The sequence below is a fragment of the Kribbella sp. NPDC026611 genome (assembly GCF_040638345.1).
Lineage (GTDB): Bacteria > Actinomycetota > Actinomycetes > Propionibacteriales > Kribbellaceae > Kribbella.
The window spans coordinates 598,723-620,683 of sequence record NZ_JBEZYC010000003.1 but is presented as its reverse complement, the minus strand read 5'-3'; the positions used below and the strand labels follow the sequence as shown (position 1 = coordinate 620,683).

24 protein-coding genes and 3 tRNA genes are annotated in these 21,961 nt (G+C 67.1%); 15 read left to right on the top strand and 12 right to left on the bottom strand.

Annotated elements, in window-relative coordinates:
* Positions 1-2 precede the first annotated feature (2 nt).
* From AB0E69_RS14865 to AB0E69_RS14840, 6 genes are all read left to right on the top strand, one after another.
* Positions 3-986 (top strand): sugar ABC transporter permease, encoded by a 984-nt coding sequence (locus AB0E69_RS14865; protein ID WP_360144573.1) that lies wholly within the window; start codon positions 3-5, stop codon positions 984-986.
* The gene (locus AB0E69_RS14860; protein WP_360144570.1) at positions 986-1,834 is read left to right on the top strand and encodes a carbohydrate ABC transporter permease; all 849 of its coding nucleotides are present in this window, start codon (positions 986-988) and stop codon (positions 1,832-1,834) included. The genes AB0E69_RS14865 and AB0E69_RS14860 overlap by 1 nt, the downstream gene beginning before the upstream one ends.
* A gap of 2 nt (positions 1,835-1,836) precedes the next feature.
* Positions 1,837-2,781 carry an ROK family protein gene (locus AB0E69_RS14855; RefSeq protein WP_360144567.1) on the top strand — a complete coding sequence of 315 codons (945 nt, stop codon included), beginning with the start codon at positions 1,837-1,839 and terminating at the stop codon, positions 2,779-2,781.
* A complete protein-coding gene (locus tag AB0E69_RS14850; RefSeq protein ID WP_360144564.1) occupies positions 2,778-3,371 on the top strand; it encodes an SIS domain-containing protein in 594 nt (197 codons plus the stop codon). Before AB0E69_RS14855 ends, AB0E69_RS14850 begins: the two co-directional genes overlap by 4 nt.
* A complete protein-coding gene (locus AB0E69_RS14845; protein WP_360144561.1) occupies positions 3,368-5,821 on the top strand; it encodes a glycoside hydrolase family 38 C-terminal domain-containing protein in 2,454 nt (817 codons plus the stop codon). The genes AB0E69_RS14850 and AB0E69_RS14845 overlap by 4 nt, the downstream gene beginning before the upstream one ends.
* 135 nt (positions 5,822-5,956) lie before the next feature.
* Complete coding sequence (locus tag AB0E69_RS14840; protein ID WP_360144558.1) at positions 5,957-6,682, top strand: polyprenol monophosphomannose synthase; 726 nt, start codon at positions 5,957-5,959, stop codon at positions 6,680-6,682.
* On the opposite strand, the gene AB0E69_RS14835 is transcribed toward AB0E69_RS14840, so the two are convergent.
* Positions 6,683-7,033 carry a metallopeptidase family protein gene (locus AB0E69_RS14835; protein WP_360144555.1) on the bottom strand — a complete coding sequence of 117 codons (351 nt, stop codon included), beginning with the start codon at positions 7,031-7,033 and terminating at the stop codon, positions 6,683-6,685.
* A 22-nt stretch (positions 7,034-7,055) separates the two neighbouring features.
* The gene (locus tag AB0E69_RS14830; protein WP_360144552.1) at positions 7,056-7,976 is read right to left on the bottom strand and encodes a hypothetical protein; all 921 of its coding nucleotides are present in this window, start codon (positions 7,974-7,976) and stop codon (positions 7,056-7,058) included.
* A 118-nt stretch (positions 7,977-8,094) separates the two neighbouring features.
* Here AB0E69_RS14830 and AB0E69_RS14825 point away from each other — a divergent pair, with 118 nt between their 5' ends.
* The 4 genes from AB0E69_RS14825 to AB0E69_RS14810 all read left to right on the top strand — a co-directional run bounded on the left by AB0E69_RS14825 (position 8,095) and on the right by AB0E69_RS14810 (position 9,757).
* Positions 8,095-9,267 (top strand): hypothetical protein, encoded by a 1,173-nt coding sequence (locus tag AB0E69_RS14825; protein ID WP_360144549.1) that lies wholly within the window; start codon positions 8,095-8,097, stop codon positions 9,265-9,267.
* 163 nt (positions 9,268-9,430) lie between these two features.
* Positions 9,431-9,503: transfer RNA gene (locus AB0E69_RS14820), tRNA-Glu, on the top strand.
* Between the two features lie 59 nt (positions 9,504-9,562).
* Positions 9,563-9,639: transfer RNA gene (locus AB0E69_RS14815), tRNA-Asp, on the top strand.
* 45 nt (positions 9,640-9,684) lie between these two features.
* Positions 9,685-9,757 (top strand) — tRNA-Phe (locus AB0E69_RS14810).
* 74 nt (positions 9,758-9,831) lie between these two features.
* Here the strand turns inward: AB0E69_RS14810 and AB0E69_RS14805 are convergent.
* The 10 genes from AB0E69_RS14805 to AB0E69_RS14760 form a co-directional block, all read right to left on the bottom strand.
* Entirely contained in the window at positions 9,832-11,043 is a 1,212-nt protein-coding gene (locus AB0E69_RS14805; RefSeq protein WP_360144546.1) for a tyrosine-type recombinase/integrase, read from the bottom strand.
* Positions 11,040-11,282 carry a helix-turn-helix domain-containing protein gene (locus AB0E69_RS14800; RefSeq protein WP_360144543.1) on the bottom strand — a complete coding sequence of 81 codons (243 nt, stop codon included), beginning with the start codon at positions 11,280-11,282 and terminating at the stop codon, positions 11,040-11,042. The genes AB0E69_RS14805 and AB0E69_RS14800 overlap by 4 nt, the downstream gene beginning before the upstream one ends.
* Positions 11,279-12,589 carry a DUF3631 domain-containing protein gene (locus AB0E69_RS14795; RefSeq protein ID WP_360144540.1) on the bottom strand — a complete coding sequence of 437 codons (1,311 nt, stop codon included), beginning with the start codon at positions 12,587-12,589 and terminating at the stop codon, positions 11,279-11,281. Before AB0E69_RS14795 ends, AB0E69_RS14800 begins: the two co-directional genes overlap by 4 nt.
* Positions 12,586-13,458 (bottom strand): bifunctional DNA primase/polymerase, encoded by an 873-nt coding sequence (locus tag AB0E69_RS14790; RefSeq protein WP_360144537.1) that lies wholly within the window; start codon positions 13,456-13,458, stop codon positions 12,586-12,588. Before AB0E69_RS14790 ends, AB0E69_RS14795 begins: the two co-directional genes overlap by 4 nt.
* A 26-nt stretch (positions 13,459-13,484) precedes the next feature.
* Positions 13,485-13,907: an RRQRL motif-containing zinc-binding protein gene (locus AB0E69_RS14785; RefSeq protein ID WP_360144534.1), complete on the bottom strand. Its 423-nt coding sequence runs from the start codon at positions 13,905-13,907 to the stop codon at positions 13,485-13,487.
* The gene (locus tag AB0E69_RS14780; protein WP_360144531.1) at positions 13,907-14,275 is read right to left on the bottom strand and encodes a hypothetical protein; all 369 of its coding nucleotides are present in this window, start codon (positions 14,273-14,275) and stop codon (positions 13,907-13,909) included. The genes AB0E69_RS14785 and AB0E69_RS14780 overlap by 1 nt, the downstream gene beginning before the upstream one ends.
* A 200-nt stretch (positions 14,276-14,475) precedes the next feature.
* Positions 14,476-16,692, bottom strand: coding sequence for a cell division protein FtsK (locus AB0E69_RS14775; protein ID WP_360144528.1), 2,217 nt, complete (start codon positions 16,690-16,692; stop codon positions 14,476-14,478).
* A gap of 1 nt (position 16,693) precedes the next feature.
* A complete protein-coding gene (locus AB0E69_RS14770; RefSeq protein WP_360144525.1) occupies positions 16,694-17,554 on the bottom strand; it encodes an ABC transporter permease in 861 nt (286 codons plus the stop codon).
* On the bottom strand, positions 17,551-17,778 hold the full coding sequence (locus tag AB0E69_RS14765; protein ID WP_360144522.1) for a hypothetical protein: 228 nt from the start codon (positions 17,776-17,778) through the stop codon (positions 17,551-17,553). The genes AB0E69_RS14770 and AB0E69_RS14765 overlap by 4 nt, the downstream gene beginning before the upstream one ends.
* The gene (locus AB0E69_RS14760) at positions 17,775-18,173 is read right to left on the bottom strand and encodes a DUF6284 family protein (protein ID WP_360144519.1); all 399 of its coding nucleotides are present in this window, start codon (positions 18,171-18,173) and stop codon (positions 17,775-17,777) included. Before AB0E69_RS14760 ends, AB0E69_RS14765 begins: the two co-directional genes overlap by 4 nt.
* A 172-nt stretch (positions 18,174-18,345) precedes the next feature.
* Here AB0E69_RS14760 and AB0E69_RS14755 point away from each other — a divergent pair, with 172 nt between their 5' ends.
* From AB0E69_RS14755 to AB0E69_RS14735, 5 genes are all read left to right on the top strand, one after another.
* Positions 18,346-18,582: a hypothetical protein gene (locus tag AB0E69_RS14755; protein WP_360144516.1), complete on the top strand. Its 237-nt coding sequence runs from the start codon at positions 18,346-18,348 to the stop codon at positions 18,580-18,582.
* 141 nt (positions 18,583-18,723) lie between these two features.
* A complete protein-coding gene (locus tag AB0E69_RS14750; RefSeq protein WP_360144513.1) occupies positions 18,724-19,917 on the top strand; it encodes a helix-turn-helix domain-containing protein in 1,194 nt (397 codons plus the stop codon).
* On the top strand, positions 19,914-20,459 hold the full coding sequence (locus tag AB0E69_RS14745; RefSeq protein ID WP_360144510.1) for a flavoprotein: 546 nt from the start codon (positions 19,914-19,916) through the stop codon (positions 20,457-20,459). Before AB0E69_RS14750 ends, AB0E69_RS14745 begins: the two co-directional genes overlap by 4 nt.
* 125 nt (positions 20,460-20,584) lie before the next feature.
* Positions 20,585-21,304 carry a hypothetical protein gene (locus AB0E69_RS14740; protein WP_360144507.1) on the top strand — a complete coding sequence of 240 codons (720 nt, stop codon included), beginning with the start codon at positions 20,585-20,587 and terminating at the stop codon, positions 21,302-21,304.
* 272 nt (positions 21,305-21,576) lie between these two features.
* Positions 21,577-21,888: a hypothetical protein gene (locus tag AB0E69_RS14735; protein ID WP_360144504.1), complete on the top strand. Its 312-nt coding sequence runs from the start codon at positions 21,577-21,579 to the stop codon at positions 21,886-21,888.
* Positions 21,889-21,961: the final 73 nt, after the last annotated feature.

Here is a 21,961-nt window from a genome sequence, read left to right as displayed (position 1 = left end):
GGATGGCGACCACCAGCACCTCGAGGCCGGCTGCCGCGGCGGCGGCCGGGCCGGACTCCACAGCGCGGCGACAGGGGAAGCCGAAGCGGAGTCCGCTGGCCCGGCGCGAGGATCGGGCCGGCTGGCTGTTCGTGTCGCCGTGGGCGCTCGGCTTCCTGATCTTCACGCTGGGACCGATGATCGCGAGTCTGGTGCTGTCGTTCACCGACTACCAGATGATCCAGAAACCGCACGCGGTCGGGCTGGAGAACTACCGCCAGCTTCTCGACGACCCGCGGGTGCTGAAGTCGCTGAGCAACACCTTCATCTACGCCGCGATGTTCGTGCCGCTCGGGACGATCGTCGCGCTGGTGCTGGCGATGATGCTGCAGCGCGTCGGCCGGGCCGGCGGATTCTTCCGGACCGCGTTCTACCTGCCGGAGATGACGCCGGCCGTCGCGGCGGGAGCGATGTTCCTGCTGCTCCTCAACGGCCAGCAGGGTCTGGTGAACAAGGTGCTCGGCTGGATCGGTATCAACGGTCCGAACTGGACGACGGATCCACACTGGCTGAAGCCGTCCCTCGCGATCGTCAGCCTGTGGACGGTCGGCGGGACCGTGGTCATCTACCTCGCCGCGCTGAACGCCGTACCGAAGCAGCTGTACGAGGCAGCCGAGCTGGACGGTGCCGGTCCGGTGACGCGCTTCTTCCGGATCACCGTGCCGATGATCTCGGGCGCGCTGTTCTTCACGGTGATCACGCACACCATCGCAGCCATGCAGATGTTCGACCAGGCGTACACGATGTTCTACGGGCCGCAGCAGAAGGCGACGGCGTCGGAGGAGTCGCTGGTCTACATGGTCTACCTGTTCCAGAACGCCTTCCAGTTCTTCAAGATGGGTTTCGCGTCGGCGATGGCCTGGCTGCTGTTCGTGATCATCATGCTGATCACGTTCATCCAGGTCCGGATCGGCAACCGGTACGTCTACTACCACGGGGAGCGCTGATGACGTTGCCCTGGCTGCGTAGACTTTCCTGGCGGCGGTTGCCGTTCTTCACCTTCCTCACGCTGGCCACGATCGCGTTCGTGTATCCGCTGGTGTGGCTGGTCTCGGCGTCGCTCAAGCCGCGCGCGCAGGTGTTCGACAACCGGCTCGTCCCGGAGATCTTCCAGCCGTCGAACTACCTGCGGGTGTGGGACGCCGCGCCGGTCCTGCGCTGGCTGACCAACTCGCTGATGGTCGGCTTCATGGCCGCGGCGACGGTCACGCTGTCCAGCGCGCTGGTCGCCTTCGGGTTCGCGTACTTCCGCTTCCGCGGGCGGAACCTGCTGTTCGGGATCCTGCTCTCGACGATGATGCTGCCGGGCGCGGTGACGATGATCCCGGTCTACCTGATCTGGAACCAGCTGGGCATGATCGACACCCAGATCCCGCTCTGGGCGCAGAACCTGTTCGGTTCCGCGTTCTACGTCTTCCTGCTCCGGCAGTTCTTCCTCGGCATCCCGCGGGAGCTGTTCGAGGCCGCGCGGGTGGACGGCTGCGGGTACTTCGGGCTGTTCCGGCGGATCGCCTTCCCGCTGTGCAAGCCGGCGCTGGTGATCGTGTTCGTCTTCGAGTTCAAGGCGAGCTGGTCAGACCTGCTGAAACCGCTCATCTACCTGCAGACCCCGGAGTACTTCACGATGCCGCGCGGGCTGAAGCAGGTCATCGACGCGTTCGCGCTCTCCGGCCACTACGAGTGGGAGATCGCGGTCGCCGCCAGCGTGATCGCCGTGGTGCCAATGATCATCCTGTTCGCGTTCGGCCAGCGCTACATCCTCGACGGCGTGGCCACGACCGCGCAGAAAGGCTGAGTGTGAACCCGGATCAGCCCGTCCTCGCCCTCGACGTCGGCGGCACCAAACTCGCCGCCGGCGTCGTGACCCCCGACGGCACCGTGCGCTCGTTCGTCCAGATCGAGACCGCAGTGGACGAAGGCCCCACCGCCGCCGTCAAACGCCTCCTCGACCTGGGCGAACAGGCACTTGCCGAGGCCGGCGTGCCGGTCGCGGCGGTCGGCGTCGGGTGTGGTGGGCCTTTGGATCCGGCGACCGGGGTGATCTTGGGACCGCCCGGCTTACCTGGCTGGGACTCCGTGCCGCTCGGACGGCTTGTGGCTGAGCGGTTCCAGCTGCCGGCGTATGTCGACAACGACGCCACCGCCGCCGCGCTGGGCGAGTACCGCTGGGGAGGTTGGGACGTCGAGAACCTCGTCTACCTGACCGTCTCCACCGGCTTCGGCGGCGGAATCGTTGCCAACGGCAAAGTGTTCCACGGCACCGCCGGCCAGGGCGGCGAGCTGGGCCATGTGGTCGTCGACTGGCAGGGCCGCCAGTGCGGCTGCGGCGCCCGCGGCTGCGCCGAGGCCTACGTCTCCGGTACGTCGATCGCCCGCCGAGCCACCGAAGCCGTCGCCGGAACCAGTTCAACTCTCGCCAACCTGATGATCACCGCGAAGGACGTCGCCGAACACGCCGCCGCGGGCGACCCGATCGCACGCGCGATCTGGGACGAGACGACCGCGATGCTCGGTCGCATGGTCGCCGTACTCGTCAACGTCTGCGAACCGCAGCTCGTCGTACTGGGCGGCGGCGTGACCCGAGCCGGGGCACGACTCCTCGATCCGGTCCGCGAGGCGGCGTTGCACCAGGCGATGCCGCCGGCAGCACGCGCGTGCGACGTAGTACTCAGCAAGCACGGTGATGCGGTCGGCGTACTCGGCGCAGCCGCGATCGCCTACGAACAACTGGAGACATCGTGACCACGAGCCTGCGGGGTCTGCTCGACGGCCAACTGGACCGGCACTCCGAAGTCGCGGCAGCGATGCGGTCCCGACTGCCCCAGGTGCAGGCCGTCGCCGACGAGCTGATCCGACGTCTCGAGCGTGGCGGCGTGCTCTACACCTTCGGCAACGGCGGCTCTGCGGCCGACGCCCAGCACCTGGCCGGTGAACTCATCGGCCGCTACCTCCGCGAACGACGGCCACTGCCCGCGATCGCCCTGATCGGCGACGCCGCGGTGATCAGCTGCATCGCCAACGACTACGCGTACGACGAGGTGTTCGCCCGGCAGGTCACCGCCCTCGTTCGCCCCCAGGACATGGTCATCGGGTTCACCACCTCGGGCACCTCACCGACGGTGGTGAAGGGTCTCGCGGCAGCGCGCGCCGCCGGCGCCTGCTCGGTAGCGTTCACCTCGATCCGCGGGCAGGATCTCGCCGCAGCAGCCGATCTCGCGGTCGTCGTACCGGCCGAGGAGACGGCCCGGATCCAGGAGATGCACGTCCTCGCCCTGCACTTGGTCAGCGAGCTCGTCGACCGCTGGGCGTCCGACCACGGGGAGCACGCATGACGGCACGTGGACCGCTGCACCTGATCGGCAATGCACACATCGACGCGGTGTGGCTCTGGCAGTGGCAGGAGGGGTACCAGGAGGCGCGCGCCACGTTTCGATCGGCGCTGGACCGGATGGACGAGTATCCGGACTACGCCTTCACCGCCGACTCGGTCGCGTACTTCAGCTGGATCGCCGAGCACGATCCGGGCCTGTTCGAGCGGATCAAGAAGCGGGTCGCGGAGGGCCGCTTCGAGATCGTCGGCGGCTGGTGGGTGGAGCCGGACTGCAACCTCCCGGGTGGTGAGGCGTTCGTGCGGCACGCGCTGTACTCGCAGCGCTGGCTGGTCGAGCACCTCGGCGTGATCGCGACCGTCGGGTGCAACGTGGACCCGTTCGGGCACAACGCCACGCTGCCGCAGCTGCTCAGCAAGTCTCGGCTCGACTCCTACACCTTCCTGCGGCCGCAAAAGCACGAGCGCGAGCTGCCGGGGCAGAAGTTCTGGTGGGAATCGGCGGACGGCTCGCGGGTGCTGGCATACCGGATCCCGCACGAGTACTGCTCACCCGGTGGGGAGATCTCCGGTCATGTCGCCAAGGCGCTGCAACAGTTGCCGGTGACGACCGAGCCGCTGATGGTCTGCTACGGCGTCGGCAACCACGGCGGCGGACCGACGATCGAGAACATCGAGTCGATCAAGCAGCTCGCCGAGCGCGACCTGTACCCGGCGATGTTTCCCTCGACGATGCGCCGGTTCTTCGACGAGGCACGCACCTCCGACGACGTGCCGGTGCACACGACGGAGCTGCAGCCGCACGCCATCGGTTGCTACGCCGCACACTCCGGCGTCAAACGGCAGAATCGCCTCGCCGAGCAGGCCCTGCTCGCGGCCGAGAAGTGGAGCACGATCGCTTCCGTGGTGAGCGGGATGCCCGACGCGACCGGCGAGCTTGAGCACGCGTGGAAGCAGGTGCTGTTCAACCAGTTCCACGACATCGCGGCCGGCACCGCGATCGAGCCGGCGTACGACGATGCGCGCGACCAGCTCGGCGAGGCGAAGGCGATCGCAGCCCGGCTGGCGAACCGTTCGATCCAGTCGATCGCTCGGCAGATCGACATCCCGGCCGAGTCCGCGATGGTCCCGGTTGCCGTCTTCAACCCGCACGCCTGGCCGGTGACCGCGACGGTCGAGCACGAGCTCGGTTACCCGGCTCCGCTACGCGGCGCGATCGCTCTACGGGAGGGGCTCGACGGGCGGCTGCTCGACGTACAGGAGGTTCGGTCCGCGGCTACGGCGCATGGTCGGCGGCGGGTTGCGTTCACAGCGAGCGTGCCGCCGCTCGGGTACCAGCTCTATACGATGCGCCCGGGCGAAGGGTCGTACCACCTTGGTCAGCCCTCGGACGACCGGTTAGTTCTCGACAACGGTCGCGTCCGGGCTGAGCTCGATCCTCGGACCGGCTGGCTCTCCACCCTTGCCTGTGAAGACGGTCCGAACCTGCTGGCTTCCGGGGTCGCGCATGCGCAGGTGATCGACGACGACACCGACACCTGGAGCCACGGCGTCCGCTCACTCTGGAAGACGATCGACGCCTTCCACGTGACCCGGGTACGGCGTCTCGCCGACGGCCCGGTGCGGCAGCTGATCCGGGTGGAATCGGCGTACCGCAACTCGCGGCTGATCGAGGAGTTCGTCCTCGACGCGGAGTCGGACGCCGTCGAGGTCCGGGTGACCGTCGATTGGCGCGAGCAGCTGAAGGCACTCAAGCTCTGCTTCCCCTTCGCCGTAAAGGACTCCGAGGCGACCCACGAGATCCCGTACGGTCACCTGGTCCGTGAGCAGAACCGCGAAGAGGTTCCGTCGCACGCCTGGGTAGACATCTCCGGCCCCGGAGGAGGCGTTGCCCTCCTCAACGACGGCAAGTACTCCTTCGCCGTCGACGGCTCGAATCCGGACCAGCCGGTGCTGGCGATGACCGCTGTCCGATCCCCCGCGTACGCCTGGCACGACCCCCAGCAGCTGGACGACGACGGCATCTACTCCTACCTGGATCAGGGCATCCAGCACTTCACCTACCGCCTTCACCCACACGCCGCCGACTGGAGAGCCGCCCACGTGGTCCGCCACGCCGCGGAGCTGAATCAGCCGGTAACCCCGCTCATCGAGTGCTTCCACGACGGTCCCCTCCCGACCGCCCACTCCTACCTGAGCGTCGCCGGCGCCGACCACGTGCTCATCTCGGTCCTCAAACGCGCCGAGGACAACGACGGCGCCACCATCCTTCGCGGCTACGAAACCGCAGGCCACCCCGCCGAGGCGAGAATCGACCTACCGCTCCTCAACCGCTCATTCACCGCAACCTTCACCCCGCACGAGATCAAAACACTGCGCATCCCGCCCGAAGCCCCACCCACCACCCTCGACCTACTCGAGTGGCCCCCCGACCACCTCCCGCAACCGGTCTAGACTGGCCGGAATCGCCCGTCCGGAACTCGGCACACCTTCCGGTTCGTCGTACCGATATCGGCACCAAGCGGTATCACGTGCACGACCCTCATCCTGGGATGCGGTAGCTTTCGGTGTCTCCGACAAAGGAAAGTCATGGGTGAGCTGACCAAGATCGTGGTCGTCGTACCGACCTACAACGAGCGGGAGAACCTGCCCGTGCTGGCCGGACTGCTGGCCGACCTGAAACTGCCCGGTCTGGAGCTGCTCGTTGTCGACGACAACTCCCCGGACGGGACGGGTGACGTCGCCGACGAGCTGGCGAAGGAGTCGCCGGACACCGTCGGTGTCCTGCACCGGACCGTGAAGGACGGCCTCGGCCGCGCGTACGTCGCCGGGATCACCCGCGCGCTCGACGAGGGTGCCGACATCGTCATCCAGATGGACGCCGACCTGTCGCACCCGGCAGCGGTCATCCCGACCATGGTCGAGATGCTGCGGACCACCGACGCCGCCGTGGTGATCGGGTCCCGGTACGTCCCGGGTGGCTCGGCCGCGGCCGAGTGGGGCTGGCACCGGCGCGCGCTGTCCGCGTGGGCGAACTTCTACGTGAACGCGATCCTGCGCTTGCACGTGAAGGACGCCACCGCCGGGTTCAAGGCGTGGAAGGCCGAGACCCTGCGCTGGATCGACGTCGCGTCGATCGGGAGCAACGGGTACTCGTTCCAGGTCGAGATGAACTACCGGACCGTGAAGCGCGGGCTGAAGATCGCCGAGACGCCGATCCGCTTCGAGGAGCGCACCGAAGGCGTCTCGAAGATGTCGCTGAAGGTGCAGCTCGAGTCGGCGCTGATGCCGTGGAAGCTGCTCTTCAACCGCTAGTTATCCGTAGCCGAGCTCGTGCAGACGGGCGTCGTCGATGCCGAAGTGGTGCGCGATCTCGTGCACCACGGTGATGTTCACCTCGTCGACGACGTCCTCGAGCGTCGCGCAGATCTTGAGGGTCGGGTTGCGGTAGATCGTGATCCGGTCCGGCAGCACGCCGCCGTAGTAGTGCCCGCGCTCGGTCAGCGGGATGCCCTCGTAGATCCCGAGCAGGTCCGGGTCGCTCGCCGGCGGCTCGTCCTCGACGAAGATCGCCACGTTGTCGATCAACTGCGCCAGCTCAGGCGGCACCTCGTCCAGCGCCTGCGACACCAGCACTTCGAAGTCCGCCCGGCTCATTTCGATCACGCTGCCAGCGTAGTGACACCAGCTATAACCAGCCTTGACGGGACGCTTGTACGCCGAGCTGGAACCGCGTTTGCGCGCCCAGGGCCTCCTGCAGCCGGCCGATCCGCCGTGCGATCGTCCGCTCGCTCACCCCGAACTCGCGCGCGATCGACTCATCGGTCAGGCCCGCGCTCAGGTACGTCAGCAGCCGCTTCGCGTCCAGGCTCGGCCCAGCGGTCACGTCGTTCAGCTCGGTCGTGTTGGTGATCGGTACGGCGATCCGCCACAACGCCTCGAAGATCCGGGCGAACCCGCTGAGCAGCGGCGAGTCATGCACGACCAGGGCAACGAACTCAGGCCCCTTCTGGCCCTCCGCCCTCGCTCCGACCAGCGCCCAGCGGTCGTCGACGATGGTGATGTTGAGCGGTACGTGCGGGAACACGCGGGCCTGCTCGCCGGCCTCGATACATGCCTGGACCAGGTGCAGCGCGTTCGCGTCCTGGAGGACATGCGCGCCGTAGATGACGTCGTACCGGACACCGCGATCCAGCGCCTCGAACATGCCGTCGACGATGCGCAGCTCGCGTGCGGCGAGGTTGCCCGTCGTCATGGCGCGTACCTGCTCGCGGGCGTCGGTCTGGACGCTGTTCAGCACGGCCTGCGAGGCGGAGTACGTCGGAAGGACCTCTAGGTAGTCCTGCTTGCCCGCTGCGGCCTTCCAGAGCTCGTTGAGCAGCTCGGCGCTGTCACGGGCGAGCGCGGCTTGCCTGGTGTGCTGCTCCGCGAGCGCGTCCATCGCCCTGCGGGGCGGGCGGATCACGAGCTCGTCGTCGGACCGCTCGACCAGGCCGAGAGCGAGCAGCTCGGCCACCGCCGCGTCGTCGTACACCTGCTTGTCGTGCAGCAGGCCGACGTACGCCGCCTCCGCCTCGGCCGACAGGCCCAACGCCCGCAGCGGTTCCATGCCCCTGTCTACCACCGGGCGACAGATTCCCGCCATGCCGGATTCTGACAGCGCCAAACGCTCGTAGCGGGCGGCCGGGGCTGCAAATACTGATGCACCCCCGTCCATAGGAGTTTGTATGAGGAAGAGCATTGTCTGGTCGGCCGTTGCCGGCCTGGGCCTGTCGCTCGGCCTGCTGACCGCACCGGCCGTCGTTGCCACCGCAGCGACCGGGCCTGCTGCCGCACCGCCGGTGTCCGCCGAGGCACAGCAGGTCATCGACCACCTGCCGGAGATGCGCGCGCAGGCCGACGCTGTCCGGGAGCGGCTCGGGCTGCCGGACAACCCGGTCCGCGACGCGGTGCTGAACGCGATCGACCCCACGCAGTACCAGTGCTCGAACGCCACGCCCCCGGTACTGAGCGCGATCCTGCCGGACGTGGCGTCGATGACGATCGACCAGATCGTCGCGCTGCTGACCATCGTGATCTACGACGTCCCGCTGATGGATGCCCTGTACTTCCCGCAGAGCGGCCCCTTCACGTTCGGCGCGACGGGTGAGTTCACTCACACGGTGAACAAGACGTTCGAGAGCCTGAAGGGGTTCTGGGACATCCCGTCCCAGGACGTCGAACTGGTGCCGGCGCACGGGCGGATCATGCTCGACGCCGAGCGCGACTACCGGGTGTTCACCGTGCTGTACGGCGCGAACCCAGCGCAGTCGCGGTTCTCCGCCGACCTGATCGCGCGGGAGCTTCGCAGCCCCGTACTCGGGTGGGGCGACCTGCCGATCTTCTCGTTCAACGCGTTCGCGGCGCCGGGCGGCGAGAGCGTGCCGGGGTACGGGCTGTCGCACCGGCGGATCGCGTACGGCGACGGCGTACTGGACGGGTTTGCTCGGGTCGGTCTGGCGGACGTGGCGCCGTCGGCGATCCTGGCGCACGAGTTCGGTCACCAGGTGCAGTTCTCGGACAACTTGATGCGGCTCGACCTGTCCGGACCTGAGGCGTCGCGCTGGGCCGAGCTGCAGGCGGACGCGTTCAGCGCGTATTTCCTCACCCACGCCCGCGGCGAGTCGATGAACTGGAAGCGGGTGCAGGACTTCGGCCAGATGTTCTACCAGCTGGGCGACTGCGGCTTCACCGCCGCCGGCCATCACGGCACCCCCAACCAGCGGATGCGGTCGGCCCTGTGGGCGGCCGGGCTGGCGGCCTCGCTGCGGCCGCGCGGGTTCATCCTGCCGGCGCGGACGTTCAACGACGACTTCGCCGCTCAGTACCCGCAGCTGATCGCCCCTGACGCGACCACCTGACGTCGTCGCGCGACAGCTGCACGGGCCCGGCCCAGGGCGCCGTACGCCGTTCCCGGCGTACGGCGCCCGCGTCTTCAGGGGCCTCCGGAACTCGTTTTGGACAGTCGGCCCAACTCCTCTATGCTTACGGCTGTCCCTGGAGCTTCGGCTCCCGCGGGTCCGAGTCCCCATCGTCTAGTGGCCTAGGACGCTGCCCTTTCAAGGCGGTAACGCGGGTTCGAATCCCGTTGGGGATACGGTCGAAAGACCGGTGCAAGAAGTACCTCGAAGATGCTGTAGGATCATCGAGTCATTTGGCCCAGTGGCGCAGTTGGTTAGCGTGCCGCCCTGTCACGGCGGAGGTCGCGGGTTCGAGTCCCGTCTGGGTCGCCAGGAGAAGGCGGCGGTGTCCACAACACCGCCGCCGAACTTTCTCCCGGTCAGGTAGCTCAGCTGGTAGAGCGTCCGCCTGAAAAGCGGAAGGTCGGCGGTTCGAGACCGCCCCTGACCACCCTTCTCACCTGCGGTTTCTCGTTCTGAGAACCGCCGATCCTCCCGCTAGTCCAGCAACAGGTCCAGCAACGTCTACACGGCGACCGCCTCCGCGAGCTGGTCCAGCGCCTTCCGCTGGTCCTCCAGCGATGCGTGCGCGTAGATCGCCATGGTCACCTGTACGTCAGCGTGGCCCACGATCGCCTGGACGATGTGCGGCGGCACCTTGAGCCGTAGCAGCAAGGTCACGCACGAGTGCCGCAGGTCGTGGAAGCGCATCTCACCGAGCCCAGCTGCCTCGCGCAGCGGGTACCACGCCCGCCGCAGGTTGTCCGGCTCGATCGCCGTCCCGATCTCGGTCGTGAAGATGTAGCCGGTATCAACCCACTTCTCTCCGGCCGCCAACCGATCCTTTGCTTGTAGCGCCTTGTGGGTTCTCAGCTCGTCCAAGCAGAGATCGATCAGCGGCACCGTCCGGCGCGACTTCTTGGTCTTCGGCGTCACAGCTCGCAGCGCCCCATCGACCCGTTGCAAGGTGCGGCGAATCGTCACTGTCTTCTCCGCCCAGTCGACGTCTTCCCACTTCAGCCCCAGCAGCTCGCCGCGACGCAGCCCCATGAACAGCGCCAGCACGAACAGCGCATGCAGTCGCGTCGGCCTTGCCACCTTCAGCAATAGCCGGGCCTGTTCCTCGGTCGCTCCCCGATTCGTGTCGTACTGCGCGCCTTCCACCTGGACCAGCTTGGCCACATTCCGCTGCAAAACCTCTTCACGGACGGCGGCCTGCAACGCATTCCGCAGGACGGCGTGAACTTGCTCCACGAGCCGATCCGAGGGGAATCGCTCGCAGCACTGGCCGATCGCGCAGCACTTCGCCTTGTCGCCCCGGCGTCCGTCGTATCCGTGCTTGCAGCACAGGCACGTGTTCCGAACGCGCTTCATGAGTAGCCGAACGTCGGCCCCGGTCAGCTTGTGCAGCTTCTTCCGACCGAGGTGCGGAATGAGATGCACCCGCGCCACCACGTCGTACCCCTGGTGCGTCTTCGGCTTCCTCGCGGGTTTCACGATGTGCTCCAACCAGTACGTGAGATAGGCGTCGACGTGCCAGTTCGTCGCCTCAGCCGGGATTCCCTTGTCCGACTTCGATTGCAGATCACGCAGCTTGCGAACAACCGCGTCCTTCGTCTTGCTCGATACCTCCTTCCGCCGATAGGTGCCGTCAGCCATTAGCAAGTACGCCGATCCAACCCACAGTCCCCTGCTACTGCGGTAGTAGATCGACCCTTCACCGTTGGACGCCTTCATGCTGCGGTTTCCTCCTCCAGGAGTTGAATTGCTTCTTCCAGAGCCGAGACCCGCACCAACCGGCGAGCGCCGATCTTCACGGTCTTCAGTTTCCGAGTGCGGATCAGGTCGTAGAGAGTCGAGCGGTGAATGCCCAGCCGAGCGGCAGCGTCGTCCGTGGTGATCAACAGCCGTTCCGCGTCGGCAATCTGAACCGTCGTCATGTCGCGTGTGGCTCCGTTCTGTCCGGCCGTGCTCATGCAGTCGCTCGGGTGGCGTGGGTGTCGTCGGAGAGGTCGGGAACAGCTCGGGGGACCCAAGGCGTACCAGCCGTACCAGCCTCGTTTTGCCTGGTCAGGGTCGATGAGGCTTGGGTGGTTGGTACGGCTTGAGCCGTACCAGTGGCGGAAGGGTCCTCGGGGCTGACCTGCGATAACGAGGCTGGTACGGCTGGTACGGCTTCCTCCCCGGTTGGTTTTGGCTCGGGGCAGTAGCGGTTCCATGCGTCGGTGAAATCGCTGCGGTAGTAGCCCTTGGCCTGTCCGGTGGGGAACCGGATGGTGTCGCTGTGGATCTCGAAGTCCCGCAGCAGGTTGCCCATCCGCATTGCTGAAAGTCCGGCTTTCCCGATGGTTGCCCAGGGTGCTTCGGGGTCGCTGCGGAGCCGTTCGAGCAGGGTCGCGGTGGGCAGTGCGTCGGCGTCTTGGAACGCGGTGCGGCTGTCGGCCAGTAGCCGGGTCGGTGTCGATCCTTCGTCGCTGGCGTCGCGGTCGCTGGTGAGGGCTACGGCCGCTTTCCGTGCGGCGCGTGGCCACTGCCCGCCTGCGAGGTCGGCAACGGCGATCATCGGCTCCCAGGTGTCGGCGGCGCGGTCTTCGAGCGGCATGTCCGGCGCGGCCTTGGTCAGCTCGATCACCTGCGGCGCTAGCCACTGATTGAGGAGCTGGCGCAGCTCGTCCAGCTCCGGGCCGTCGCGCCGAACCCGGTACGGTGCGACCTGCTCACCGGGTGCGCGGCGGCGCATCCGGATGACGGCGGCGCGGTCCTCGATGGTGTCCGGCATGGCACCGATGCCCGCGAGCGCTGCCATGGCGAAGGTCTGGATCTGCTCCACGTTCTTGGTCCCGGCGTCGTAGCGCAGCGCCGGACGGCCGCGTTGGTGACCGGCGTTCAGCAGTCCGCGCAGGTCTTCGTTATCTCCGGCTTTGGGGCCAAAGATCGTGTCGGCCTCATCGATCAGCAGCGTGGGCGGGTCGGACGGTGCCATGCCAATTGAGCGGTAGACCGCTGACGGCGACGCGTTCACGGTCATCAGCGGCCGGTGGCACATCCCTTCCACCATGTCCAGCAGCCGCGACTTTCCGCAGCGTCGTTCGGGTGCCCGGATCACCAGCCGTGGCGCGCAGTTCCACGCCTTCACAGCGTGGCTGGCGGCGATCCACAGCACCACGGCAACCGCGGCTGATGTGCTGGGCAGGATGACGTAGCGGGCGATGGTGGCGGCCACGTCGTCCAGCAGCCGGGCACCGTCGATCGGCTGCGTCGGGTCGATGCTCTCGGTGGTCATGCGGCGATCCCTTCGTCATGGAAGCCACCGGTAATGGCGGCTCGAATGTCGCGGGCGGTTTGCTCGACTTGCTGCCCCACAGCAGTGAGTACGGCGATCGCGTCGGCGTGGGTGATCGCACCGGCCGCGACCATTCGCGCAACGCCTCGCGCAGCGCCGTACAGCGTCGTTCGGCGCTTGCCCTCGGGTGCATTCCGTACGGCGTCCAGGTGAGCGATCAGCAGGCGATCGGGGCGGGAGATGCCCCCCGCTTCCGTGATCCGGATCGGCGCGGCCGGGTGGGTGGTGGAGTTGGCCGGCGCACTGGGCAGGCACGCGTCGATCAGCGCGGGGGGCATCTCGACCGGGTCGCACAGTCCCTCGCCCCACCGGTACGGCTGGTGAGTGCGGTGGTGGATCGACGGCGGGAGAACGACGTACCCGCCGTCAGCCTTCACATCAATCCCTGACCGGTCCGGCATCGGACGCGAGCCGATCTCGCGGCCAGGGTGGCGGTAGTACAGGTGCACTCCACCTGAGCCGGTGCGAACCCACAGCGTGCGCGGCACCAGCTCATGCGCCACCAACTCCGCGAGGCTGTCGTTGCCTCCGTGCGCGGGGTCGACGTCGACCACCACAAGCCCGGACACGGCACCAGTTCGGACGGCGAGCTGTCCGGCCGGGACGGCAGCGACGATCTGCGCGATGCGTTCGGGGTCGGTGGTGGCGGCGTAGAAGCCATGGCAGGTCAGGTGCCCGCAGGTGGCCGGGTCGTGCGCGTCGCGTGGGCAGTCGTCGCAGTTGGCAACGGGGCGCTTGGAGCGACCGAGCATGAACACCGGCCAGCCACGCTCGGCGGCGTCCAGGGCGGCGGTCAGCAGGTCGTTCATCGGTGGTTCCTCCTCGAGGTGGTGGGCTAGGCGGCGTGTGGGTAGCTGGCGGCGTCGATGCAGGTGAGGCACCGACCGTCCGATGTGGGGATGCAGTAGGGCTCGATCCGCTCGCACAGTCCGCAGGTCCGGCGCGCTGTCATGGCCTTGTCGAGTGCGTTGAGCTGGGCGGGTGACGGGACGCGGGAGGGCTTGGCGAGGTCGAGCCGGTACAGCCACGCCCAGCGCTTGCCCTTGCGCCAGACCAGCAGTGCGTACGGCTCCTGTCCGCCCGGAGACATGCGCATCGCCCGGAGCTGGCGGCGGGTGGCGAGTCCTGCGGGTGCCCACCGGAACCGGAACACCGGGGTCCCGTGGTAGTCCCAGCCGAGAGCCTGCTTGCCGTTCCACAGCTCGACCCACTGCGACTTCGCCGGGTGCAGACTGAGACTGTCCAGCGCGGCGCACATCACTTGTCGCCCTTGCTGGTGGAGTTCTGTCCGGCACCGCGAACGGCGCGCATGTGGTTGATGACGTGCCGTCCGAGCCGGACCCGCAGACCGGAGCCGTCGCACTTCCCGCAGCGCCGGTACGCCTTGCCGAACGGGGACTTGAACTTGCCGACGCCCTTGCAGCGGCGGCACTTGCCGAACGGCCACACGAGGCAGGTGAACAGGTAGAACGCGGCAGCGGCGGTCACGATCAGTAGGACCGTGGCGACCTGCCCGGCCGTGTGGACGGCGGCGGTGAGGGTAGCGGCAGTGTCGGACGGGTCGCTACCCAGGTAGCTACGGTGGGTAGCGGCGGTGAGGGTGGCGGTAGCGGCGCGGGACAGCATGGGAAGCCTCCAACGGGCTGTTTTTGGGCGTGAGGAGCCGTGGCCGCTACTCGCTACGGGTGAGCGAACGGCCTGGTCAGGTTTGGGTTGCGGGGTAGCGGGACGGGTAGCGCAGCCGCTACCAGTAGCGTCGGGGCCGCTACTTCACCCGTCCCGCACCCACAGTTGAGTTGGTGACGCTCCGTAGAATGTTTCGGAGGTCAGTCGGTCTTGTCGCGGCGGGCCATGGCGGCGCGCAGGTCGTCGGCCTTGACGCCCTTGCGGACCACGCCGTCCCGCTTCACGTTCACGCTCGGGACGCCTTGGGCGCGGGCCTGTGCGGAGATCGCGTCCGGGGTGGTGCCCTCGTACTGCTCGGGCATCCGGTCCGCGAGCCGTCCGGCCGCCGTGTCCCAGTGCGCGGTGGCGTCCGGGCCCATCACGGCCAGCAGATCGGCCAGCACGTCACGGGAGGCGCGCTCCAGCTCCTCCCCAGCGGCCTCGCCGGTCAGGGTGCCGAGCTGCTCGCGGTGCTTCCTCGCGGCGGTGAGGATCTTGTCCGCGTCGGCCGCATCAGCCAGGAACGAACGCACGGTAGGCGTGCTGTCCGTGACCCCATACAGGTAGCCCACGCCCCGGTACTCGTCGCCCACCGGCAGCGTGGAGGCGTCGAACCCTTCCTGGTAGGCGTCGCCGCCCAGGATCGCCTCGGACACGGTGCGGTTGCCGCACTTGAGCGCGAACCGTGCCGAGTGGTTGTCCCGGTACCGGTTGAACAACCGGGACACGTCCCCCGCGCCGACACCAGACGGCTTCTGCGAGCTGGAGATCAGCACGACCCCCGCCGACGGACCGACCGCCTGAATCCGCGACAGCTTGGCCGCGATCTCCTTGTTCACCGCCTGGTCCTCGGTCTCGAAGTAGACCTGGAACTCCTCCATCACCATCACCAGCACCCGCAGATCCGGGTAGCGCGGGTCGCGCGCGAGTTCCCTTGTCAGCTTGCCGTCCGGGCACATCGTCACCGGCAACTGCGTCAGGATCGAGTTCACCCGGTCGATGTGCGCCAGCACCTCGTCCAGGATCGCTTGCAGCCGCTCCACCGGGTTGTCGTCGTTCGGGTTCGGGTGCGTGCCGAACACGGTCCGGTGGGCAACCTTCTTGAAGCCCAGCCAGTCCGGGGAGTTCTTGCCGTCAGCAACGATGAGCTTCACGTACGGGTCCAGCGACGCCCACAACGCCACCAGCCGGGCAAAGAATGTCTTGCCCTTACGCGGCTGAGCGCCGACTAGCAGCGAGTTCCACATCAGCAGCAGCGACACCAGCGCGTCCCGCTCGTCCTTGCCCAGCTTGACCGGTTCCCAGATCGAGCGCGGCTTGCAGTCCAGCATCTCCGTCCGGCCCACCGCGACGGCCAGCGGGTCGCGGTCGGACACGAACAGCGTGTGGCGGCGCGAGCTGGACTTGTCCGGCGTCAGGAATACCTGATTCACGTGCACATCCAGACCCGACGCGATCTTCTCCCGCGCACCAGCCACGTCCGACCAGCCCTTGCCGTAGGGGAGATCCACAACCACCTGAGACCCGGTATTGCGGGCGTCCCGCGACATGGGCGACCCGAACCGGACCTCCTGGTCGGCCTTGTCGGGCTTGCCGAGTCCGGCCGCGTAGTACGCCCGGAGCACGATGTCAGAGTTCAGCTTGCGGAACCGGGGCGCGACCACCGCCGTACCGACCAGGGTCTGACCGGCCGGGCGGCCATAGTGCGCCAGACCCGCGACCGCAGCAGCACCCACAGCCACCAGACCAGCGGCCGGGGCCGCATTCCACGCGATCGGCAACCCGATCAGCAACCCCAGGTTCTGCAACGCCAGCACACCGCCACGCCACAACCGGGTGGCCTTGAGCTGGCGGTGGATCTTCTCCCACTCCTTCAGCTCGCCCGCGTCGGCCGCCTTCTGCTCCAGCGCGACCGAGTTCGGCACCCACCACCAGCGCATCTGCTTGCCGATCAGCCGCGACAGGCCGCGACAGGCGAACCAGGCGAACTTCGTTGCATACCAGGGCGAACGGACCGCGTGGAACGCCGTCACGTGCCCGGCCCGGCCGCCAGCTCGGCGCATCGTTGCGGGCAGCGCCTTCGGCCGCAAATGCACCGGCACGATCGGCAGCCGCTCCCCCGACTGCACCGGCACCGGCAGCGACGGCGAATCCACCGGAACCAGCACGTTCCCCGTCGCCGGGTCATCGTCGGCGTCGCCGTCCAGCGCGATCTCGTAGGCGGTGTCCATCGACTCCACCTCGCCCGCCGACAGCGGTACTAGCGCGCCGGCCGATTCGGTCGGGCCCTGCGCGGACTCTGGTGCGTCGTCGCGGCGGGCGCGGTGCGCGTCCAGGTCGATCGGGTCGGGCAGGTTCTCAGCGTGGTTCTCGGACACGTCAGTGGCTCCCGTTCTCGCGGGTGTGGATCAGGTGGGCCAGCGCGGCGCCCATGCCGAGCACGGCAACGGGCAGGCAGGCAACGACAGTGGTGATCGGCCAGGGCGCGGCCGTGACGCCAGCGGCCTCCAGCAGGTGGTAGGCGACCTGCCCCAACGCGCCCAGGGCCAGCGCGGACAAGGCCGACCGCTTAGCGAACCGGCGAGCGCGGACCGGGACTCGGCCGGACAGCCAGACCCGCAGCGCGAACGCGGCGTACGTCTCGACACCGATCGGCAGCGTGATCGCAGAGTTCAGGGTGAACCCGTCCGCGATACCGGGCAGCGGATGCACGATCCCGAACCCGGTCAGCTCACCCAGCCCGACCCAGCCGGACCAGACCGCGACGAACGCAGGCAGCGCCAGCAGCAGCACCGGCCACGACCGAAGCGGGCGCATCTCGTCCCCGGTCTCAGCGTCGGCGTCCGTGGTTGCCTCGGAAGCCGGGGAGATGCCCCCGCGCCGGGCTAGCCGCGGGAACCAGCCCCGCCAGCCCGCACGGCGCGACGGGACCAGGTCTGCAGGCTGCGTGACCTGCGGAAACTCCTCCGCAGCAGCGTCGACAACCGCAGCACTACCGTCGGTCTCGGTGGTGGTCTCGTCCGGGTCGGGCACCGAGTGAAGGTGCGTCTCCGAGCGGTCCTCGGCGCGCTCCTCAATCAGCGCGGCGTGCACGGCCTTGGCCTTGTCCTTGCCGACCCGCAGATGCTTCATCAGCCGGTTCTGCGACGGGACCTCGCCCAGCTCGGCCGCAAGACGGCGTCCGGCCGGGATCAGGTCCTCGACCGGGACCGGATACGACGTGCGAAGCGGAGTACTCATGGCGTCTCACCTCCGGTGAGCTGGCTAGCGACCCAGCCGCCCGCGTCGGGCAGGGAGTCGGTGGTGTGCAAGACGTGATCGCCGCGCCAGACGATCCACGCCGTCCCCAGCGCCGTACGGGGCGAGACGACCTGGACCAGGTCATAGCCCGCGACCTTCCACCAGCCCAGGTCAACCTGGACGAGATCCGGCACCGCTGTACCGGCCGTCATCAGCGCGGTCATGCGGCACCTCCCGCGCCGGTGAGGTCCTCCGTGCCGCCGAAGTCGTAGAACGTGGTGATGCGATCGTGGCGATCCCACGTTGATCCGCACCGGCCGCACATCTCTCCGCCATTGCGGAGCGTGCTCCGCACCACGCTGCCGTGGCAGCCACACGGCGACGTCGGGGCACCAGCGAGGCAGGCAAGCCTGCGCTTAACGGTCATGACGCGGCGCTCGGCGCGCCGGACCCGGCGTCGATCGAGCGCCGACATCGCAGCGCCGGCGTTGAACACCGAAATCTCGGCGTTCAACAGGTCCAGCTCGGCCTCGATCAGCGGCCATTCCTGCTCGATAACGGCCAGGTCAGCTGCCGATGGTTCCTGGCTAGCGACAGCCGACAGGTGGATGATGCTCATTGGGTTGTGCTCCTGTTCGTGAAGGGACTGGACCGGCCCTGACGCCTCGGCGGTTGCACCCGCCGGGGCGTCGCTCTGTCGGGCCTGACCAGAACATGAAGCGAAACTATGGTGCGCACCACAGTAGCGCTTGACAGATGGTTGCGCAAGCGAGGTGCGATACCCTGGATGGGTGACTGATCTACGCGACGAGTTGAAGTCGGCGACGCTCCGGTATCGCGGGACCGAGGCGGCCCACGAGCAATCCCGGGCTGAGATGCTGGCGGCCGTCCTTGCGGCGCTCCGTGGCGGTGTGCCGCCTACTGAGGTCGAGCGACTGTCGCCGTTCACAGCGGCGTACATCCGCAGAGTTGCCCGCGCAGAAGGCGTCCCGCCAGCGGCACCGGGGCCGAAGCGGGTGAGCTCCTGAGTGATCGGCTCGTTCATGCCTCCAGCGTCAAGGCGAAACGAGCGATTGATGTGCACTCCGCACGCTGCGCACTTTTCTGCGCATTGTTCGGGCTGACAGCCGGTTCACTAGAGGGACCACATCAACCGAGGGGAAGTACAGATGCACGTAGGTGAGCGCATCGGGGCGTACCGCAAGCGACGCGGTATGTCGCAAGACGCCCTGGCGGGACTCATCGGAATGTCGCGCTCCTGGCTGTCGCAGGTCGAGCGCGGCATTCGTGGTGTCGATCGACTGTCCACCCTGAACGACCTAGCTACCGTTCTGCGCATCGACGTGACCGACCTCATCGGCCGGGAGTGGGTCCTCGCACCGGACGCACCGGAGCACGTCAAGGCCGTCGACGCCGTCCGAAGCCAACTGGCGAGCTACCACCATCTCCTGGGTGAGCCAGCAAGTCCATGGCCTCTCCCCCAGCTCCGTAACGGCGCTGTGCAGGTCCACCAGGCTTACCAGGCAGCCAACTACCACACGGCCACGACGATGCTCCCGGGCCTCATCCGCGCGGCCGACGCGTACGACGGCTACCAAGGCCGCGACGGCAGGGAGACCCACCTAGCGCGATGCTCGGTCTACTCGGCTGCCGCCAAGCTCCTTACGAAGGTCGGTGAGCATCAGCTCGGCTGGCTCGCCGCCGACCGCGCCACCCATGCAGCCATGGCCGCCGAATCCAAGGCAGCACAGGGTCTCGCGGCGTACCAGGTCGTCTGTGCTCTGCTCCGCAGCGAGCGCACCGACGACGCGGAACGGATCGCGGTCCGATCGGCCGAAGGTCTCATGTCGATGACCGGCTCCGACGCGCCTGACGCGGTGTCACTCGCCGGTTCCCTGTGGCTCATCTCCTCGGTCATCGCTGCGCGCCGTTCAGACCGCGCGACGGCAACCGAACGGCTCACGACTGCCGGGCAGCTCGGGGACCTCCTGGCGCACGATGGCAACCACTGGTGGACCGCGTTTGGGCCCACCAACGTCCTCATCCATCGCGCCTCTGTCGCAGCCGAGTTCGGGGAGCCGTCCAACGTCCTGCGGGTCGCTACGGAAATCGACCTGGACGCTATGCCGGCCGGACTCCAAGGCCGCCGTTCGCGCCTGCACATCGACCTGGCATGGGCGCAAACCCAAGCCAAGAACGACATGGAAGCGATCCTGCACCTCCAGGCAGCCGAGCGCGTAGCTCCCGAGTCGATCAAGTACCACACCATCGCCCGCGAGCTGGTCCGCGAACTCCTCCGCCGCTCCCGCAAGCCCAGCCCGTCCCTGACCGCTATCGCTACCCGCGCAGGAGTCCTCGCGTGACCAACCGAACCCTCTACATCGTCGTCTGCGGCGCACCCCTCGCCTCCCGGGCCGCAGACGGCGTCAAGGCCGCCCGAGCCAACGGCTGGGACCCCTATGTCATCCCAACGGAGGCAGCCCTCCCGTGGCTCGCAGACCAGGACCTAGGAGATGCTCCGGTCATCACCGGCAACCGCACCCCGGACCAGCCGCGGCGCACCCCATCACCCGACGCGGTTGCAGTCGTCCCTGCGACCTTCAACACCCTCAACGCCTGGGCCAACGGCAACGCTCACACGTACCCGTTGACCATCCTTTGTGCCGCCCTAGGCTCGCGCACACCGACGGTTGCCGTTCCTTTCGCGAAGTCTGACCTGACCGGCCACCCTGCCTGGCTGGCGTCGCTTGCCGTACTGCGATACGCAGGCGTCGGCATCTCCGATCCTCACGACGGCTCGTCCACCTCGCTTGCGCCAGTCGAACCCGGGACGGGGGAGCAGGTCGCAGAGACCTTCCGGTGGGAACCAATCCTCAGCCAGCTCGAAGCTCGGCTCGACTCATGAGCGAGCTCAAAGATCACCGGCGACGCCGCGATCCCGAGACGACCTATTGTCAGATCATGTCAGGGTGGCATCATGTTTGGTCCTGAGCAGATGCTCGCTGCCGTTCGCGATCGGAGTGGAGACACGTGCCGAGTGTGCCGCTGAGCAGCGAGAATCTCGCCATCGTAGTCAAGGGGCACTTCAAGGCTGCGATCTTCTCCCCTGCGTGGATGTGGAAGCAGGAACTCATCGGTCCAGTGGAGTATGAAGCCGCCGAGGTCGAAATCATTTCGGCAGATGTCGCCAAGTTTCGCTGCATGTGGCTGGATTGCTTCATAAGCCCGGACACCCTCCAGTTCAGCACAACAGACGACGCCGAATTTGAACGAGTTCGAGATGCCATGGTCGGGGTCCTCCGCATACTCGATCAAACTCCTATCGCCGCTTTGGGCATCAACAGATCCATGACTATTCAAATATCATCCCCGGATCGATGGCACTCGCTTGGCGATAAGCTGATCCCTAAAGAGCCATGGGAAGATGTCCTGAAGCTGCCCGGAATGGCTGAGCTAACCTTATGGGGAGTCCGCCCAGATCTTTATTCTGGTCGAATCGCTGTAGTCATCGGTCCCACGCCAGATCAGGGCGTTTCGATTGCGTACAACGATCATTACGAACTGGATCGGGTCGAAAGTCAGCCTACAAAGCGTGAAGATATGCCGGACTTTCGGCCGAATGCTGTGGTCGAGGCAACGCAAGAAAAGATTTCGATCGCAACGGAGATTCTGCTCGAAAATTTCGAGTCGTCACTGACTCGCGCCAACGATCTTGCAAACCATGTTTTCAAGATGGGGGAGAAGGAATGACCGTAATTCGGGACGAGACCCGAGTATTCTCCGATCGCGTCTTGCCGACGGCAACGGAGGACAGATCAGCATTCGATCGACTCCTGATCACGTCTCGCGGGAACGAGCAATTGTCGTCTTCCACCATGGCGCCGTCCCCGAGCACACGAGGCGCCGGCACAACCATCACTGATGCCGGTTTCGATGTAGAGCGGAAGACTCGGTTCGCTATAGAGCGATCAAGCCGCACCGTCAGCGTGCCACCATCTGCCGCAGAGGTGCGAGTAACTGGAATGCAGAAGTGGGAGGGTCGAGTGATATCCGTTGAAGGCGAGTACTTCACCGCGGAACTGACCCCACTGGGGGACACGGGCGGCCCTGTCGTTCACGCAGACTTCAATATCTCGAAGGTCGCGCCCGAGACCGTGGAAGCGGGCGACGTGGTGTACGTGACCGTTAGGACAGTCAAGCCCGCCCGCGGCTTGACTGACACAACATCGGCCATACGCCTCCGACGACTGGGCGTGTGGACTGAGGACGAACTTGAAAACATCCAGCAGCGCGCACGCGATAGGGCTCGGAGCGTTGCCAAAAACTTCAAGTGATCCACTCGCTGCAGGGGCGCCGCAGAACAATGAGATCGAGGTGTCAGTCTTTGGCCCCGGGCGTGGCGAATCC